At 60.5% G+C, this 17,083-nt stretch carries 15 protein-coding genes; 8 read left to right on the top strand and 7 right to left on the bottom strand.

All coding sequences use genetic code 11. The features are described 5' to 3' along the window. Positions 1–17 precede the first annotated feature (17 nt). Positions 18–1,298: a 4-aminobutyrate--2-oxoglutarate transaminase gene (locus BW978_RS21205; protein ID WP_076397820.1), complete on the top strand. Its 1,281-nt coding sequence runs from the start codon at positions 18–20 to the stop codon at positions 1,296–1,298. 3 nt (positions 1,299–1,301) lie between these two features. Continuing rightward, complete coding sequence (locus BW978_RS21200) at positions 1,302–2,786, top strand: NAD-dependent succinate-semialdehyde dehydrogenase (RefSeq protein ID WP_076397819.1); 1,485 nt, start codon at positions 1,302–1,304, stop codon at positions 2,784–2,786. A gap of 34 nt (positions 2,787–2,820) precedes the next feature. Here BW978_RS21200 and BW978_RS21195 read toward each other — a convergent pair whose 3' ends face one another. Beyond that, positions 2,821–3,747, bottom strand: coding sequence for a hydrogen peroxide-inducible genes activator (locus BW978_RS21195; protein WP_076397818.1), 927 nt, complete (start codon positions 3,745–3,747; stop codon positions 2,821–2,823). A 100-nt stretch (positions 3,748–3,847) separates the two neighbouring features. Here BW978_RS21195 and BW978_RS21190 point away from each other — a divergent pair, with 100 nt between their 5' ends. Beyond that, positions 3,848–4,078 (top strand): YdcH family protein, encoded by a 231-nt coding sequence (locus BW978_RS21190; RefSeq protein WP_076397817.1) that lies wholly within the window; start codon positions 3,848–3,850, stop codon positions 4,076–4,078. Between the two features lie 153 nt (positions 4,079–4,231). On the opposite strand, the gene efp is transcribed toward BW978_RS21190, so the two are convergent. Then, on the bottom strand, positions 4,232–4,801 hold the full coding sequence (efp, locus tag BW978_RS21185; RefSeq protein ID WP_076397816.1) for an elongation factor P: 570 nt from the start codon (positions 4,799–4,801) through the stop codon (positions 4,232–4,234). 137 nt (positions 4,802–4,938) lie between these two features. Here efp and epmA point away from each other — a divergent pair, with 137 nt between their 5' ends. The 3 genes from epmA to BW978_RS21170 all read left to right on the top strand — a co-directional run bounded on the left by epmA (position 4,939) and on the right by BW978_RS21170 (position 8,851). After that, a complete protein-coding gene (gene epmA / locus BW978_RS21180; protein ID WP_076397815.1) occupies positions 4,939–6,006 on the top strand; it encodes an EF-P lysine aminoacylase EpmA in 1,068 nt (355 codons plus the stop codon). Then, on the top strand, positions 5,999–7,039 hold the full coding sequence (locus BW978_RS21175) for a lysine-2,3-aminomutase-like protein (protein ID WP_076397814.1): 1,041 nt from the start codon (positions 5,999–6,001) through the stop codon (positions 7,037–7,039). The genes epmA and BW978_RS21175 overlap by 8 nt, the downstream gene beginning before the upstream one ends. A 117-nt stretch (positions 7,040–7,156) precedes the next feature. Further along, positions 7,157–8,851, top strand: a complete 1,695-nt coding sequence (locus BW978_RS21170; RefSeq protein WP_083697671.1) for a hypothetical protein — start codon at positions 7,157–7,159, stop codon at positions 8,849–8,851. Positions 8,852–8,899: 48 nt separating this feature from the next. Here the strand turns inward: BW978_RS21170 and BW978_RS21165 are convergent, their stop codons facing one another. Genes BW978_RS21165 through BW978_RS21145 form a run of 5 tightly spaced genes read right to left on the bottom strand, consistent with a single transcriptional unit; the run spans position 8,900 to position 14,662 of the window. Beyond that, on the bottom strand, positions 8,900–10,363 hold the full coding sequence (locus BW978_RS21165) for an aspartate aminotransferase family protein (protein WP_076397813.1): 1,464 nt from the start codon (positions 10,361–10,363) through the stop codon (positions 8,900–8,902). Between the two features lie 10 nt (positions 10,364–10,373). Beyond that, the gene (locus tag BW978_RS21160; RefSeq protein WP_076397812.1) at positions 10,374–11,384 is read right to left on the bottom strand and encodes an NAD-dependent epimerase/dehydratase family protein; all 1,011 of its coding nucleotides are present in this window, start codon (positions 11,382–11,384) and stop codon (positions 10,374–10,376) included. 53 nt (positions 11,385–11,437) lie between these two features. Beyond that, positions 11,438–11,860, bottom strand: coding sequence for an EamA family transporter (locus tag BW978_RS21155; protein WP_054148622.1), 423 nt, complete (start codon positions 11,858–11,860; stop codon positions 11,438–11,440). A gap of 34 nt (positions 11,861–11,894) precedes the next feature. Then, the gene (locus tag BW978_RS21150; protein WP_076397811.1) at positions 11,895–13,223 is read right to left on the bottom strand and encodes an FAD-binding oxidoreductase; all 1,329 of its coding nucleotides are present in this window, start codon (positions 13,221–13,223) and stop codon (positions 11,895–11,897) included. Continuing rightward, positions 13,223–14,662, bottom strand: coding sequence for a UbiA family prenyltransferase (locus BW978_RS21145; protein WP_076397810.1), 1,440 nt, complete (start codon positions 14,660–14,662; stop codon positions 13,223–13,225). The genes BW978_RS21150 and BW978_RS21145 overlap by 1 nt, the downstream gene beginning before the upstream one ends. A 362-nt stretch (positions 14,663–15,024) precedes the next feature. Between BW978_RS21145 and BW978_RS21140 the strand changes: the two genes are divergently transcribed. Together BW978_RS21140 and BW978_RS21135 are read left to right on the top strand one after the other, a co-directional pair. Beyond that, positions 15,025–16,218 carry a glycosyltransferase gene (locus BW978_RS21140; protein WP_076397809.1) on the top strand — a complete coding sequence of 398 codons (1,194 nt, stop codon included), beginning with the start codon at positions 15,025–15,027 and terminating at the stop codon, positions 16,216–16,218. Beyond that, a complete protein-coding gene (locus BW978_RS21135) occupies positions 16,215–17,078 on the top strand; it encodes a DUF6492 family protein (RefSeq protein ID WP_076397808.1) in 864 nt (287 codons plus the stop codon). Before BW978_RS21140 ends, BW978_RS21135 begins: the two co-directional genes overlap by 4 nt. The last annotated feature ends 5 nt before the right edge of the window (positions 17,079–17,083 follow it).

Raw genomic sequence — 17,083 nt, 5'->3', positions numbered from 1 at the left:
CGCACAGGACGAAAACAATGAAGAACGCCGAAATCTCAGCCCGCAAGAACGACGCCATCTCCCGCGGCGTCGGCATGACCACGCAGATTTATGCCGACAAGGCTGAGAACTCGGAGATCTGGGATGTCGAAGGAAATCGCTATATCGATTTTGCCGGCGGCATCGCCGTTCTCAATACCGGCCATCGCCACCCCAAGGTCGTGGAAGCCGTGAAAGCCCAGCTCGATCGCTTCACCCACACCTGCCACCAGGTCGTGCCGTATGAGAACTACGTCGCACTCGCCGAACGCCTGAACAAGATGGTGCCAGGCAATTTCGAGAAGAAGACGATCTTCGCAACGACGGGCGCCGAAGCCGTTGAGAACGCCATCAAGATCGCCCGTTGCGCCACCGGCCGCTCGGCCGTCATCGCCTTTACCGGTGGCTTCCATGGCCGCACCTTCCTCGGCATGGCGCTCACCGGCAAGGTCGTGCCCTACAAGGTCGGCTTCGGCCCGATGATGGGTGACGTCTTCCACGTGCCCTTCCCGCTTGAAATGCACGGCATCGACGTCGAGACTTCGCTCGACGTGCTCGACAAACTGTTCAAGGCCGATGTCGACCCGAAGCGGGTCGCAGCCATCATCCTCGAACCGGTTCAGGGCGAAGGCGGCTTCTATGACGTTCCGCGCGCTCTGATGAAGGCCCTGCGCGAACTCTGCGACGAACACGGCATTCTCCTCGTCGCCGACGAAGTCCAGACCGGCTTTGCCCGCACCGGCAAGATGTTTGCCATGGAGCACTACGATGCCGTTCCGGACCTGACGACGATGGCCAAGAGCCTTGCCGGCGGCTTCCCGCTCTCCGCCGTCACCGGCCGCGCCGAACTGATGGATGCCCCTGGCCCCGGCGGCCTCGGCGGCACCTATGCCGGCAACCCGCTGGCGATCGCAGCTGCTCATGCCGTTCTTGACGTGATCAAAGAGGAAAACCTCTGCGACCGCGCGAACCAGCTCGGCAACCGTCTGAAGCAGCGCCTCGAAAGCCTGCGGTCGGACATTCCCCAGATCATGGACATCCGCGGCCTCGGCTTCATGAACGCCGTTGAATTCAAGATCCCGGGAACCGACAAGCCGAATGCGGATTTCACCAATGCGGTGCGTCTGAAGGCGCTGGAGAAGGGCCTGATCCTTTTGACCTGCGGCGTCTACAGCAACGTCATCCGCTTCCTCGCCCCGATCACCATTCAGGACGAGGTCTTCAACGAGGCGCTCGATCTGATCGAAGCCTCGATCCGCGAAGTCGCAGCAGGAGCCTGACGCATGACCATCTCAAACATTCTGACAGACAAACTCAAGGACGCGACACTTGCGACCGACAAGTCACTTGTTGGCAATGAGTGGCTGGCAGCCAGCCAGTCGGGCAAGACTTTCGAAGTGACCAACCCGGCCACCGGCGATGTGATCGCCGTGCTTCCGGATCTGAGCAAGGCAGAAGTCGAAAAGGCGATCGATGCGGCCCATACCGCCCAAAAGGCCTGGGCGAAAAAGACCGGCAAGGAGCGCGCCGCCGTTCTGCGCAAGCTGAACGATCTGATGGTCGCGAATGCCGACGACCTGGCCACGATCCTCACGCTGGAAATGGGCAAGCCCTGGCCCGAAGCCCGCGGCGAGATCCTCTACGGCGCATCTTACGTCGAGTGGTTCGCCGAAGAAGCCAAGCGTGTCTATGGTGACACGATCCCGGGTCATCAGGCTGACAAGCGCATCATAGTGATCAAGCAGCCGATTGGCGTCGTCGGCGCGATCACGCCCTGGAATTTTCCGAACGCCATGCTCGCCCGCAAGGTCGCCCCGGCACTCGCCGTCGGTTGCGCGATGGTCTCGAAGCCTGCCGCCCAGACCCCACTCTCGGCACTGGCTCTTGCCGTTCTCGCCGAGCGCGCCGGCTTGCCCGCCGGTCTCTTCTCCGTGCTGACCTCGACGGATGCTGCCATGGTCGGCCAGGAATTCTGCGCCAATGACAAGGTCCGCAAGCTGACCTTTACCGGTTCGACCAATGTCGGACGCATCCTGATGCGTCAGGGGGCCGATCAGATCATGAAGCTCGGCCTCGAACTCGGCGGCAACGCACCCTTCATCGTCTTCGACGATGCGGATCTCGATGCTGCCGTCGAAGGCGCCATGATCTCGAAATACCGCAATGCCGGCCAGACCTGTGTCTGCGCCAACCGCCTCTATGTCCAGTCGGGCATCTACGACGCCTTCGCCAAGAAGCTGGCTGAGAAGGTTGGGCAGTTGAAGGTCGGCGATGGCTTCGCTGATGGCGTTACCACGGGACCGCTAATCGACGCCAAGGCGATCAAGAAGGTCAAGGAGCATGTGGCGGATGCCGTGTCCAAGGGTGCCCAGGTTGCCCTGGGCGGCAAGCCATCTGCGGCCGGAGACCTGTTCTTCGAACCGACGATCCTGACCGGCGTCACCACCGTCATGAAGGTCGCGACTGAAGAGACCTTCGGGCCGGTCGCGCCGCTCTTCAAGTTCGAGACGGAAGACGAAGTCATCGAGCTGGCCAACGCTACCGAGTTCGGCCTCGCCTCCTATTTCTACTCGAAGGATATCGCCAAGATCTTCCGGGTTGCCGAAGCACTCGAATACGGCATGGTCGGCGTCAACACGGGGCTCATCTCCACGGAAGTAGCGCCCTTCGGCGGTATCAAGCAGTCGGGCCTCGGCCGCGAAGGCTCGAAATACGGCATCGATGACTATACGGAGATCAAATACATCTGCCTCGGCGGCATTGCCTGATCACATCCGAAAATCCCCGGTTCGCCGGGGATTTTCACTTTTGCTGGTCCGGCAAGAATATACGATCCGCTAACGCGCGCCCGAGGCTGGCCAGCGCCTCGAAATGGCGACCCCGCGCCGACGACTGCCGCCAAAAAAAGCCGATGTCGCGGACACCCTGCCAGCCGTCGATTGTCAGCAGCTTTATACCATCTTCCTTGCCGAACTCCGATCGGACATAGAGCTCCGGGAAGAGCGACAGACCCATATCGATCGAAACCATTTGACGGATCGCGTCGAGGCTGGACCCCTCGTATTCTTCGGCGAGCGTAGCCCCGCTCATATCGGCCAGACGGCGCACCTCATCCATCAACCGATGCCCAGAACCAAGCGTCAATAACTTCTCGCCCTTCAGCATTTCCGTCGGGACCGTGTCATAGGCAGCCAGTCGATGTGCCTTGGGTACCCCGAGAAAGATGCGCTCGCGGCAAATCTGTTGCGAGACGAAGCCGTCGTCCGCCGAAGGCAGAGGGCCCAGTCCACAATCCGTCTCCCCCTGAAGCACGGCCCGCTCCAACTGGCGCGGCCGATCCTCTCGGATGTAGATCTTGAGTTCCGGATACTGCCGGTGAAGCGGTGGAAGCAGATAGGGCAGGAAATAAGGCCCGAACGAGGGTGCGACACCAAGCCGGATTGCCCCACCGAGATTGGCTTTTGAGCCTGTTGCAAGCACGCGGATCTCATCCAACCCGTTCAGGATGACCTTTGCAGCCGTAATGATCTCAGCCCCGATCGGGGTCGGCACCACCTGACCCGGCATCCGATCAATCAGCGTTACCCCGAGCTGCTTTTCAAGAAGAGCCACCTGGACCGAGAGCGTTGGCTGAGAAACATTGCAGCGTCTTGCTGCCTCGCCGAAATGTCCGGTCTCACCAAGCGTGACGAGATAGTCCAACTGGCGATGACTGGGGCGAAAGGGCATCACTCACCTCATAGAGAAAAACTATGAGATTTATACAATCAATGAATTGGAACAATCAACCGAGAGGCCTCATATTTGTAGGGCACGAAAGGAGATCGCCATGAAGCAACTGCTCAAAGCCCTCAGAGCCCGCCATTCGATCGTCGCCGCCAAGATTGACGAGGAACAGCGCCGTCCGCAGCCAGATGGGATCAGGGTCCGCGCCTTGAAGAAGATCAAGCTGCACTTGAAGGAGCAGATCATGTTGCTCGAGCGGGGCGATGCCATGAAGGCAACTGCCGCCCGCCCCAAGGCATCGAACTTCGGCAGTCCCATTCTCGCCGGACGCTGATCACGCATGCGCTCCGTGATGGCGCATGCGTGACCGGTGAGAACGGCCGGCGGGGCCCCCTGCGCCCCGCCGGCATTAGGGGAAATGACGAGCAAACAAAAAAGCCCGGCGTGATCCACGCCGGGCTTTTCGGTATCGGTGGAGCGACAGCTCTTAGTTCTTGGCGCGCTCGACGTAGGAATTGTCTTCGGTGGCGATAACCACGCGGATACCGGCATCAACATGCGGCGGCACCATGGTACGGATACCGTTGGACAGCATCGCGGGCTTGTAGGACGACGAAGCCGTCTGCCCCTTGACGACCGGCTCGGTCTCGGTGATTTCGAGCGTCACGTGACGGGGCAGCTGGATGGCGAGCGCGACGCCTTCATGCATCGAAAGAATGCAGACCATGCCTTCCTGCAGATAGGCCTTCTGATCACCCATCGTCTCGACATCTACGACGACCTGGTCATAGTTTTCCGGGTTCATGAAGTGGAAGCCTTCGCCGTCCTCATAGAGGAACTGGTGGTTGACGTCCTCGACAAACGCGCGCTCGACCTGCTCGGTCGTGCGCCAGCGCTCGGAAACCTTCACGCCATCAACGATGCGGCGCATGTTGACTTGGGTGACCGGCGTGCCCTTGCCGGGGTGGAAGTTTTCGGCAGTGAGCACGACATAGAGCTTGCCGTCGACATCGATAACATTGCCCTTGCGGACGGAAGAGGCGATAACCTTGACCATTGGAATTCCTTGTATCTGCGTGAGACCCGTCGTAAAGGACGGCCGTCCCTGCTGACGTCTTCGAATTTCTCGGGCGGGACTAACCCAAATCCGGCAAAATAGCCAGCCCGTGTTGATAGAAGGATCGAGAATCCGGAATGTCTGACCGCAGCCGTTCATCCCCTGCGTGGTGGACATCGTCGGCACATGCTGATCGACGGCCATTCCTGATTGGGCGCAACCGGATCCAGGCCGCATTTCGCGCTCGCTTCGGCGAACAGGACTTCGTCGAGGTCGACACAGCGACCCTGCAGGTATCCCCCGGCAATGAAGCCCATCTGCATGCCTTTCAGACCGAAGCGATCGGTCATGATGGCTCTGCTGTGCCGCTCTACCTACACACCTCGCCGGAATTCGCCTGCAAAAAACTGCTCGCCGCCGGTGAAGCCAGGATCTCCTGTTTTGCGCATGTCTATCGCAACCGCGAGCGCGGACCCCTGCACCACCCGGAATTCACCATGCTGGAGTGGTATCGAGTCGGCGAGGGATACGAGCAACTTATGCGCGACTGCGTCGATCTGATCGCCTTGGCCGCACGAACGGTCGGAACGCAGCAATTCACATTCGCCGGCAAGTTCGTAGACCCATTCGCGGAGCCCGAGCGGATCTCTGTTGCGGACGCCTTCGCGCACCACGCCGGCATCGATCTATTGGCCACGATCGGAACGGATGGAACGACGGATCGCAATGCATTGGCCAGGCAACTTGCGGACGCCGGTATCAGGACGGCAGATGACGACACCTGGGCCGATCTGTTCAGCCGGGTCATCGTCGAAAAGGTGGAACCCAACCTCGGCAACGGCCGCGTCACCATTCTCGATCGCTACCCGGTGGCAGAAGCAGCGCTCGCCCGCCCGTGCCCCGACGATCCCCGCGTCGCGGAACGCTTCGAAGTCTATGCATGCGGGGTTGAGCTTGCGAACGCCTTTGGTGAGCTGACCGACCCGGCCGAACAGCGCCGGCGCTTCGAAGCTGAAATGCAAGAGAAGAGCCGCGTCTATGGCGAGACCTATCCACTCGATGAGGACTTCCTCGAAGCCCTCGCGGAGATGCCGGAAGCATCGGGCATCGCGCTCGGCTTTGACCGTCTCGTGATGCTGGCGACAGGCGCGCTGAGGATCGATCAGGTGATCTGGGCGCCGGTGGCGGAGACGCATTTTGGCTGAGACAACCCTACGCTCCGTCGCCGACCTCGTCGCACAAGGCCTCGTCCGCGAGGAGGAGAATGCAAGGCTCGACGCTGTGGCTGAGCGCTACGCGATAGCGCTCACTCCCACGGTGCGCGCCCTCATCGACCCGACAGATCCGCACGATCCGATTGCCGCACAGTATATTCCATCCGCGGCGGAGCTGATCGATCATCCGGCAGAGCGCCTCGATCCCATCGGCGACCATCCGCATTCTCCTGTCGAGGGTATCGTTCACCGCTATCCTGACCGGGTTCTCCTGAAGCTCGTGCATGTCTGTCCGGTCTATTGCCGCTTCTGCTTCCGCCGCGAAATGGTTGGGCCGCAGGGCGACGGCAATCTTGCGGGTGAGCGCCTGAAAAACGCGCTCGACTATATCGCGGCAAATACGGGCATCTGGGAGGTCATCCTGACCGGCGGTGATCCACTGATCCTGTCTCCACGACGCCTGCGGGAAGTCTCCGAGCGTCTGGCTACCATGGATCACGTGAGGGTCCTGCGGATCCACACCCGCGTGCCGGCCGTCGATCCCGAACGCATTACGACAGAGATGGTCGAGGCGCTGACGCTGAGCGGCAAAAGCGTGATCCTAGCGCTGCACGCCAACCATCCCCGTGAACTGACCCCGGAGGTGCGCGGGGCTTGTCGGCGACTGACCGCCGGCGGCGTCCAGTTGGTTAGCCAAAGCGTGCTCCTCAAGGGTGTGAATGATGACGCCGAGACACTGACATCGCTGATGCGGGCATTCGTCGAGACCGGCATCAAGCCCTACTATCTGCATCACCCCGACATGGCGCCGGGCACCGGCCACTTCCGCCTGTCGATCGCCGAAGGGCAGGCCCTGATGCGCGAACTGCGCACGCGGATATCAGGCGTTTGCATCCCCCACTACATCCTCGACCTACCCGGCGGGCATGGCAAGGTGGCACTCGGGGAAGATGCAGTCCGTGATCTCGGTGATGGCCGGTACGCTGTGCGCGACCGCAAGGGGCAGGAACACCTCTACCCCTGAGCGCCCGCGCAAGGCGACAGACCAGGCACGATGATCGGCGCCGTTTCCGGCCTGTTAAGCTTTCATGCACACCATGGCCCGATTTGTGGCAGAGCATTGACAGACGGGACAATAGCGGTGGTGGATATTTCGGCTTCGAAGACGCGTGATCGAAAAACGCTGTCTTATCTTCTATTGTCTCCGATCGCTTGGCTCTGGCTGACGGTCGCAGCACTTTTCGTCCTGCTCACACTCCCGCTCGCGGTGCCGATCGGCCCGATGTACTGGGACACCTATATCTATCTGGATGCCGCACAGCGCATCCGAATGGGCCAGATCCCAAGCCTCGACTTTTCCACGCCTGTGGGCGCGCTGGGTTACTACCTTTTTGCCTGGGGGCTCGACCTCTTCCCGCGTGCCCAACCGCTCCTTCTGGTCCAATGGTCACAGCTTGCGGTCACCGCACCGCTGATGACGCTGGTGCTGATCGACGCCGAAAAGAAAAGCCGCGTCACGGCCTTCGCCCTGCTGATCCCCTTTCTCGTCTTTGCCGCCTTCCCGGCAAATGCCCAGTTCTTCCATTCCTATCCGGGACTTGACGGCTTCGGCATCTACAACAGGCAAACCTCGCTTCTTCTCTATGTGCTGACCGCCGGCCTCGTTTTCATGCGCGGCGGCCCGCGCTTTGCGCTCTTCTGCGCCCTGGTCATGCTGGCCCTGTTTCTCACCAAGATCACAGGCTTCCTCGTCGGCGGCTTGATCGGCCTCGGAGCCCTGCTCGCTGGCCGCATTTCACTTGGCAATCTTGTGCTCGCCGCCGTCGCCTTTCTGCTTCCACTCGTGGTCATCGAACTCGGCACCGGCATGATCTCGGCCTATATCCGGGATATCCTAGACCTGATCGCCATGAACCAGGATGCCTTGTTGCCGCGGTTCCTGACCGTCGCCTCCGGCAAGCTCGACGTGCTGATGCCGGCCGGTCTGCTTCTGCTAGTGATGATCTGGGCGGATCTCAACTATGCATCAGAGCAGAGACGGTTCTTCGACCGATCCTGCTGGTGGTTCGGTATCTCCCTGCTCGGCGGAACGATCCTCGAAACCCAGAACACGGGCAGCCAGGAGTTCATCTTCATCTGGCCGGTTCTGCTGATGGTTTATGACCGCCTGCCGCAAGTGGTCGACCGGACAAAGGTCGCCTTTCTCGTCCTGGCCGCCTTCTGCACCGTCCCGACAATCAGCAAGGTCGCACACAAGACCCTGCGATCGGTCGCCGTCGCTCCGACCTACGTTCAGCCCGATGCACCTCTTCTGCGCAACATGCAGCAGGTCTCGACGCGACCGGATGTGATGGAGCGGGCAATCATGCTGGAGAACCATTACGCCACCCAGGGAGCGGCATACATTGACCTGGCAAACCAGGGTCAACTACCGAGCTGGCAACTCTACAGCGAGCTCGATTATCAGACCTACTGGGTCATTTCCGCCGACATCCTGGTCAAGGCGCTTCTGCAGTTCGAGACCGATAACCAGATCCGTCTGGAAAATCTGATGACCCTCGATTTCGTCAATCCGTTTCCCTGGATCCTCGACCGCGACGCGACCCGCAAGATCCAGATCGGGGCAGACCCTTTCCGAACCGTGAGACAGGTGTCACCCGAAGCACTGGAAGCGGTTCGAGCAACCGACGGCGTACTTCGCCCGAAATGCCCTGTCACGACCGGGCGGCGGATGCTTGAGGAACGTTATGCGGCAGCGCTCGGCGGACGCCAAGTGGTCGCTCTCGACCCTTGCTGGGATCTCCTGCTACGTCCGGGCATGTTGAAGCCCCAATAAAAAGGCCGGGCGCGAGGCCCGGCCGGCAGGCGTTCATGGTCGAGGGGGTCATTTCACCTGAGCGGTGACGAAATCCTTCACGATCCGGATGATCCCGCGCGACATCACCTCGTCCAGCGCCGCGATGAACTGGTCGACATGTTCCCGCTCGCAGATCAGCGGCGGTTCGAGGCGAATGACGTTGCGGTTATACTCGGTGAAGGCCACCAGCACACCGTGATCACGGAGCAAATGGCTGCCGATGAAGCCCGGCAGCGAGCCCTTCAGCTTGTCGTCGAGCATCGCGATGACCGGACGCAGCACCAGCGGCATGGTCTGCGAGAAGTCGTGGAATTCGAGGCCCACCATCATCCCCTGGCCACGGACTTCCTTGATCAGGCTCGGATAGCGAGTCTGCAGAGTCCGGAGCTGGTCGAGCAGGTAATCGCCGACCTCTGCGGTGCGATCGATCAGGCCCTCGTCATAGAGAACGTTGAGGGCTTCGATCGAGGTGATGCAGGCTTCGCCGATGCCGCCAAAGGTCGCCATGGCGTGGATCATCGCCGTCTTCGGCGTGCCATAGGCCTTCATGTAGACCTCGCGCCGCGCGATCATCGCCGCCATCGCGGTCTTGCCGCCGCCGAGTGACTTGGCAAGCGCCGTGACATCAGGCACGACGCCATAGTGTTCGAACGCATAGAACTTGCCGGTACGGCCGAGACCGCACTGGACCTCGTCGGCAACCCATAGCACGCCATACTGGTCGCAGAGCTGGCGCAGCTTCTGCCAGAAGGCAGCATCCGCCTGAATGATGCCGCCACCGCCCTGGACGGTTTCGAGCACGATGACACCGATTTCGGGATCGCTGCGGAAGGCGTTCTCGATCGCTTCGATATCGCCGAACGGTACGCGAACGGTGTTGTCGACCAGCTTGAACTGGCCACGATAAAGCGAACCATCAGTGATCGAGAGCACGCCCTTGGTCTTGCCGTGGAAGGAATTCTCCGCATAGACGACCTTCGGCTTCTGCGGGCCGGCAGCCCGCTCGGCCACCTTGATCGCAGCCTCCATGGCTTCTGAACCGGACGAGCCAAGGAAGACCATGTCGAGATCACCGGGCGAGCAGGCCGCCAGATTATGGGCGAGCGCCGTCGCATATTGCGACATGAAGGCGATCGCGATCTCGTGGCGCTTCTCGTCCTGGAAGGTCTTGCGCGCCTCGATGATGCGCGGGTGGTTATGGCCGAAGGCCAGCGAACCGAAGCCGCCGAAGAAGTCAAGGATCTTCCGTCCGTTCTGGTCGTAGTAATACATGCCCTCGGCACGCTCGACCTTGATCTTGTGGAAGCCGAGCAACTTCATGAAATGCAGCTGGCCGGGATTGAGGTGCTGCGTGAAAAGGTCGGTCATCTGCGGAAGGTCAAGCGCCTTGGCCTGATCGACCGACAGAAGCTTCGGCTTTTCGGTCTTGGCGCGGGGCACCTTGACCGCATCGAGTGTCGGCTGTTCGTTCAGTCTGACTGCAGTATTCATCACTGTCTCCTCACGCAGCCTTCGATGCTGCGGCATGGGGTTCAAGACGGCCTTCGAGCGACTTCCTGTATTCGCTATAGGCGGCGATCAGCATGTCCTCGTCACGATACTGCGGCACCCAGCCGAGTTCGCGTTCGCCCTTGGACACGTCGAGGATGCACATCTCGTCGGCGATCAGATATTGCTCCGGGTCCATCAGCGGCATGTTGATGAGATCGAGGAAATCGAGCGTGCGCTTGACTGCCCAGGCGGGCGTCGGCACCAGGATCGACTTCGAGCCCGCATGCTTGACCAGATCGCCAAGCAGCTTCTTCACCGGCGGCGGGTTGAGCGAGCCGAGATTATAGACCTCGTTCGGTACGCCGGCCTTGTAGGCGGCATGCGCTGCCGAGGCGCAATCGAACACCGAGATGAACTGGTAGGGGTTCTTGCCCGAACCGATCATTGGCACCGGCAGGTTGTTGTCGATCAGCTTGAAGAGCTTGGCGAGGATGCCGAGACGTCCCGGACCGATAATCAGACGCGGGCGAAACAGGCTGATATTCATGCCGCGCTTGCGCCAGTCCGCCGCCAGTTCCTCGGTCTTCAGCTTGGAAAGCCCATATTCGCCGAGCGGCTTGCACGGATGATCCTCCGTCTGCGGCCAGCTATAGGTATGGCCATAGACCATGTCGGTGGTGAAGTGTACCAGCGACTTCGCGCCGGCCGCATCCATGGCCTTGATGATGTTCTCTGTGCCGTAGAAATTGACAGGGAAGAAGAAGTCGTGCCGCTTGGCGCGCACCTGGATCGGCGACAGCATCTTGGCGGACAGGTTGTACACCATGTCGTCGGCGCCGATGCCGAGCTTGCGGATCGAATCCGGATCCGTGACATCCGTCGGGACAAAACGCGCATCACGGTAATGCGGCAGGTCGCTCTTTACGATATCGGCGACGACGACCTCGTGACCGTCGGCAAGCAGTCTGGGTGCCAGGTAGCGTCCAACGAACCCGTCTCCACCGAAAATGATGTGTCTCATGTTCTAAACCCCGTTTTCTTCTTGGTTTTTTATCGTGTCAGATTGGTTGAAGCTCAGGTCTCGACCGCCTTCGCAATCGAGCTGTCTTCCGCTGTTTTGGTGCTGCTACTGCCGCTTTGGGCAATCAGGACGGTGCCGATGCAGATGAAGGCGATGCCAGCAATCTTCAGCGTACCGAGCTCCTCCTTGAACAGAAGCCAGGCGCAGAGAGCGACGGCGACATAGGCAAGGCTGAGGAATGGATAGGCGAAGGAAAGATCCACCTTCGAGAGCACGTAGAGATGCGAAGCCATCGACACCACGAACATGGCCAGGCCGAAAAACACCCACGGATTGAACAGGATCTGGAAGATCCGCTGGATCATCGTATCCGCTGAAAAGCTGATCGGCCCCAGCGTGATCATGCCGTATTTCAGCATCAGCTGGGCGGCGGCATTGGTCATCACCGTGAACAGGATGAAGGGAATATATTTCATGATGTCCTCTCGTCGGATGGTCTGTCCGGTCTCGTCATGAGTGCGGTGAATGCAGTGCAGCGCGTTGCCAGAAGTTCGATGAGAACCCCGGATCGCGCCACGTCTCGAGTTCGGACCAGCTGGGGAAGCCGGCCTTGAAGGTGGCCGGGCTCATCCGCTGGTCCTTGTAGGGATTGACGCGACCGCCGGCATTGATCGTCAGCTCGTCCAGCCTCGCAAGGAGAGCAAGCGTCCGCGCGCCGCGGTTGGGAAAGTCCATCGTCAGCGTGTAGCCCGGTCGCGGGAAAGACAGGAGACCCGGAGAACCGATATCGCCGAAACGCTTCAACACCGTCAGGAAGGAGGCGTGAGCAGCATCCCGGCTCGCCTGGAGCAACAGTGGGATCGTCTGCCGTGCGGCTTCGAACGGAATGACGCTCTGGTGCTGGAAAAGGCCACGCGGACCGTAGAGCCTGTTCCAGTGACCGACGCCATCGAGCGGATAAAAGAAGCTTCCGTAGCTCGCCCGGTGCACGCCGTGTTTCCGGCTCTTCGCCGTGAAATAGGCTGCGTTGAAAGCCGAAAGGCTGAGGCGATTGAGGGCCGAGAATGGCAGATCGAAGGGGACCGCCAGTCGGCTGGCCCGCGTCTCGACGTCACGATTGCCGTTTTCGGCATGGTTGCCGGTGATCAACACGCCGCGTCCTGCGGAACGACCCGCCGCCAACTGGTCGACCCAGGCCACCGCATATTCGTTGATCCGATCGGCGTCTTCGGCCCTATCGAAGTAGTCGTCAAGATTGGCGAAGGCGACGACCTCTTCGTCAATATCCAGCGAAGACACACGCATCAGCTTGAGCCGTGCCCGGGTGATAATCCCGGTCAGTCCCATGCCCCCGATCGTTGCGGCAAACAGAGCTGGATTGCTCATTGTCGAACAGTGATGGGTTTCGCCATCAGAACGCAGAAGTTCGAAGCTCTCCACATGGCAGCCGAAGGTGCCGCGCAGATGATGGTTCTTACCGTGGACATCGTTAGCGATGGCCCCGCCGAGCGTCACATGACGCGTCCCCGGTGTCACAGGCAGGAAGAAGCCATGTGGTGCGATTAGAGCGATGATATCCTCGAGCGTCACACCTGCGGCAGCGTCGAGGAGACCGCTTTCGGGGTCGAGCGACATATCGGCCGAGGGCGCACGCATCGGCACCAGCGCGCCGCCGTCATTGTGGCAGCTGTCCCCATAGGACCGACCATTGCCGAACGGCAGAAGCGACAAACCAGCGCCATCAGCCGGGCCCCGCAGTCTTGCGAGGGCGTCGGCCACCGGTAGCGCCATGCGCTGTCGCCGATCGACCCGTCCAAAGCTGTCGAAAGCGCCCAGCATCACACCATCCCGGCGACGATGAGGAGTGCCGCACCGATCGCAATGAAGATCTGGCTGCGCCAGTCCGAGGCGATGAAAACGACCGGATCTTCGTTCATTTCCCGGCGATGGGCGAGAACCCAGACGCGCATGTTGATGTAGAGCACGATCGGCACCAGCGGCCAGATCAGCCAGGGCTCGGAATAGAGGTTCCCGACGACATCGCTGTTGATGTAGAGCGCGAGAACGAGAACCGCCGTGAAACCGGAAGACACGCCACTCTGTCCGACGATGCCGATATCCTCCGGCCGATATCCGCGGCCGGCGATGCGTGACTGCTCCGGGGCTCCAGAATGCTGCAGTTCGACATAACGCTTCAGGAACGCGAGCGAGAGGAAGAAGAACAAGGCGAAGGCCATCAGCCAGAAGGACATTGGGATGTTCGCCGCCAGCTTGCCGCCCAAGAGGCGCAGCGTGTACAGGCCGGCCAGGCAAATGACGTCGAGCAGCAGCATCCGCTTGATCGCCAGCGAATAGGCCGTGGTGGTGACGATATAAACAGCGATAATCGCGGCGAACATCGGCGGCAGGAAGAAGCAGATCGCCGCCGCAATCGCCAGAAGCGCGGCAGAACAGGCAAGGCCAAAGGGGATGGACAGCGCACCGCTGGCAAACGGCCGATGCCGTTTGCGCGGGTGCACGCGATCGAGCGGCAGATCGATGATGTCGTTGATGATGTAGATCGCCGAGGCCGACGCCGAAAAGGCGATAAAAGCCAGCGTCGCCGAAAACATCGTTTCGGCAATCAGGAAATCATGGGCCAGCACCGGCGGAGCGAACACCAGAAGGTTCTTCAGCCACTGATGCACACGCAACATCTTGAGGTAGGTCTTGAGGCCTGTGCGGGGCGCGTCGAAACGCATGGTGTCATGCGCCTGCTGGAAGCGCGAGGCCGCCCGGTCAGGCGCAACGACGACGGCGTTGCGGGCGCGGTCGAAAATCGCAAGGTCAGCGCGATCATTGCCCGCATAGTCGAACCCGTATTCCCCGTATTCGTCGACCAGCGCCGCGGCTTTCGCCTTGCTGGCGAGATTTATCCCATCGCGTGTGGCAAATACCCTGGAGAATATGCCGAGATGCGCGGCAACCGCCTGCGCCAGGGGCTCCGCCGCTGCGGTCGCGAGAACGATGGTGCGGCCTGAAGCCCGTTCCGCCCTGAGATAGTCGAGGAAGTCCTGACGATATGGCAGCCGCGATGCGTCGAGCGTGACCCGTCGAGCCAGCTCAAGCTTGAGACGCGCTTTGCCACCCAGCGCCCAGATCGGAAGCAGAAAAACGATGAGCGGGTTGGTCTTGAAGGCAAGAAAGATCGTCTCCCATAGAAGATCCGTCGCGATCAGCGTTCCATCCAGATCGACCGCAAGCGGCAGATCCCGGCTCTCTTGTAATCTGGCGTCCATTCTCGCTGCACTCCCAGAACGCAATACCAATCAAAGATGCATGGCAGCAGGACCAACCCGGCATGCAAACAACTGAAACAAGGGAAGCAATGCGCCGTGCTTCCGATCACGTAATGCGCCCTTACCTCGCAAGGCTGGCCACCCGTGACATGTATGAACAACTTACGAGACCGAGAGGGACGTCTGCCTTCAATAGGCAAAGCCCCGTCACGAACCTGTGAAACGTTAGGTGTCGAGGCATGAATTCGGAGTTAATGGGGTACTGAAGTGGCCAGGTTTAAAGGAATGTTCACGCCCCTAACTGAGAATAAGGTTTAAGAATTGCATCTCGAAAAAGTATCGTGTCTCGCATAGGTGGCGATTTGTCCTTGCATCTGGTCTTCGTCACGTCGCTCGTTGCACAATCCAATCCTTCAACAGGTTATGAACTTGCCAATGCAGCCCTGTTGGAAGGCTTGGCACGGGCAGGCGTGCGCACCACGGTCATCGGCTGCGCTTGGCCGGGTCAGGCCGTCGCTCCGGATGCAGAGGCAGTTCTGGGCGAGGTGGAGGTGCGCACCGAAAAGGCTGGTCCCTGGCTGAAGATCAAATGGCTACTCATGTCCCTCGCGACAGGATTGCCGATGTCGAGCGCGAAACTGCGTGTGATACGAAAAGAGGCTGTGCGAAGCGCAATCACAGCCGCCGGCCCGTTCGACGCCTATGTCTTGAACGGCGTCGCCCTCGCGGGAGCCTTTCCGGATATCTTCATCGGCAAGCCATCGATCTTTGTCGCTCACAATGTCGAGCATCGCTCGTCGGCCGAGAACGCCCGCAATGCCGGCTCCTTGATCAAGCGCATTCTGTTCGCCCGTGATGCGAGCCTTCTGAAGACACTTGAGCACAGGCTCCGGGACCGGTCGACCGGCGTCGTGACCTTCGCTGCCGAGGACGCGGTGGATCTCGGCGTTCCGCCGGACCGCTCCGTGTTCCTTCCCTTGAGCATTGCGAGATCGACGCAGCTCCCGGAGACGAGAAAACTGGCGCATGATCTTGCCCTCTTGGGCACCTGGACATGGCATCCCAATCGGATCGGCCTCGAATGGTTTCTGAACAACGTGAAGCCGAGGCTGCTCGACGATGTGCGCATCAGTGTCGCTGGCAGCACGCCGGCCGATCTTGCCTCCACCTGGCCCGATGTCGACTTCGTCGGAAGGGTAGAACGCGCGACCGATTTCGTCGCTGAAAGCGCCGTGATCCCGCTGATCAGTCGGGCAGGCACGGGCGTTCAGTTGAAGACGATCGAGACCTTCTCGCTCGGCCTGCCAAGCGTGGCGACGACAAGCTCGGTTCGCGGCATTGCAGCGATCCCGGACAATTGCACCATTGCAGATGATCCCGAGAGTTTCGCTGCGGCGCTTAACGAGAAGATCCGCCGGGCACGGGCGGGCGACCTTCAGCGGCTCGATGGCCGGCTCTTTGCAGAGGCACAAGCTGAGCTGATGGATGCCGGTATCGGGCGAATGCTCGACATGCTGACCGGGGCGACATCAGGCGGAAAGGAAGCTCGGTCATGAGGACAGCCATTGTCACCGCGAGCTATCATGCGGATTTCGAACGTTTTCGTTTGCTCTGCGAGACGCTGGACGCGCATGTCACGGGATACAGCAAACATTATGTGCTCGTTGAAGACCGCGATGTTCCGTTGTTCCGGCAACTGCAATCGCCGCGCAGGGTGATCATCGGAGAGAAGGACCTCCTGCCATCCTGGCTGAAGGTCTTTCCCGATCCGCTGACCATGGGCCGACGTCGCATCTGGCTATCGTTGAAGACCAAGCCGCTTCGCGGTTGGCATGTGCAGCAGTTTCGCCGGATAGCCATCGCCGACCTGGTCGAGGACGATGCGTTTCTCTATCTGGATTCCGATGTTGCTTTCCTTCGGCCCTATGATTGCAGCCAGCTCTGGCGTGACGATGCGCTGCGCCTGCTGGTCAGGCCGGGCGCCTTGACGGCAGACTCCATGGGCGAACATCGCCGCTGGTCCGCCAATGCAGGGAAGTTGTTCGGCCTGCCCGAAACGCAGCGCTCCACGAACGACTATGTCGGCACGATGATCGCCTGGAGGCGAAGCAGCATCAGGGACATGTGCGCGCGGATCGAAAGCGTCACGGGCGAGCACTGGATCGCGGCAATGGGCAAGCAGCGCCGTTTCTCGGAATGCATGATGTACGGCCGCTTCGTGGATGACGTCGAGCACGGCGCGGGGCACTTCCACGACCAGACGGAGCTTTGCAAGGTCTTCTGGCTGGCTCCACCGCCAACGGAAGCCGAATTCCGCGCCTTCGTGGCCGACATGGCACCTGAACAGGTCGCGCTCGGCATGCAGTCCTTCCTGGGTCTTGAACCCGCAGAAATCAGACGGATCCTCGGCCTTTGACCACG

It is taken from the genome of Rhizobium sp. RU33A, assembly GCF_900156055.1.
GTDB lineage: Bacteria > Pseudomonadota > Alphaproteobacteria > Rhizobiales > Rhizobiaceae > Allorhizobium.
This window is presented reverse-complemented; position numbering and strand designations above follow the sequence as displayed.